Below are 1,064 nucleotides of genomic sequence, written 5' to 3' on the forward strand. Positions count from 1 at the left end.
AGGCCGAGACCCTTGGAGTTGTAGGTCACGCCCGTGATGCTCAGGTTCGACTTGCCGGTCTCGTCGAACACCAGCTTGAGCTGGTCGCCGTTCAGCAGGTTGACGCCGTTGAACGAGGAGTCCTGAGAAGTCGTGTCGATCTGGTTCAGGATGTTGTTGTACTGAGACACCAGGTTCGAACGCGAGGTCTGGGCAACCGTGTCCTGGACGGGGCTGGAAGCCGTCGAGAACGTCAGCGAGGAGGTCAGCGTGCCGCCGATCGAACCACCCGCGGCGCTCGAACCGATCGTCGAGGACGCGTAGTCGTTGGTGGTCGAGACCGTCAGCAGGCCATTGGCGTCGATCGTCGCCGTCAGGTTGTTGGCCTGAAGCTTCGTGTTGAGCTGATCGAGCGTCTTGACCGTGCCGTTGGTGCCGTCGCCGAAGGTGGCATTGACCGCCGTGCCGCCGTTGAAGGAGGTGAAGGTCAGCGTCTTGCCCGTGAGGCCGCCGACGCCCGAGGTCCGTGCCGCGGTGAAGGCGCTCGCAGTGCCGGTGTTGCCGGCGAAGCCAAGCGCGTTCAGCGCATTGCCGGTGCCGGTGATCGACAGATCGGCGTTGACGCCGGTCGAGATCTTGAGCTGACCCGAGGCGTTGATCGACGAGTTGGTCTGGCCGGTCGCCGTCGCAAGCGTCGCGGTGCCGTTGGCATTGACCGTCGCGGTCTGCACGCCACTGGCAAGGTCGATCGCCTTGAGCACGTCGTTAATCGTGCCGGCCTGCAGATAGACCGTCGAGTTGCCGGCGCCGTCGGTGAGGACGTTACCGCTCGCACCATACCCGCTCGGAACGCTCGGAGCACCGGTCGAGCCCGGGATCGGCGCGTTCTTGAAGGTGATGACGTGACCGTCGACGTTCAGCGTCGAACCGTCGGCGATGGTCGCACCCAGCGAGGCCGCGCTCGTGGTCCGGTTGACGCTCACGGTGGCGTTGCCGCCGCCCACGGCCGTCGTCAGGGCGAGAGCCTTGAGCAGGTCGGCCTTGCCGGTGACGCTCAGATCCGCACCCGTCGAGCTCTTCAGCGT

1 protein-coding gene is annotated in these 1,064 nt (G+C 65.3%); it reads right to left on the reverse strand.

The window, feature by feature from the left end; all coding sequences use genetic code 11:
* Window positions 1-1,064 (reverse strand): DUF1522 domain-containing protein (locus tag AC0L2J_RS34735; RefSeq protein ID WP_473395980.1); only part of this gene is annotated, 1,064 nt, incomplete at both ends.

The sequence above is a fragment of the Bradyrhizobium sp. MV1.5 genome (genome assembly GCF_055807615.1).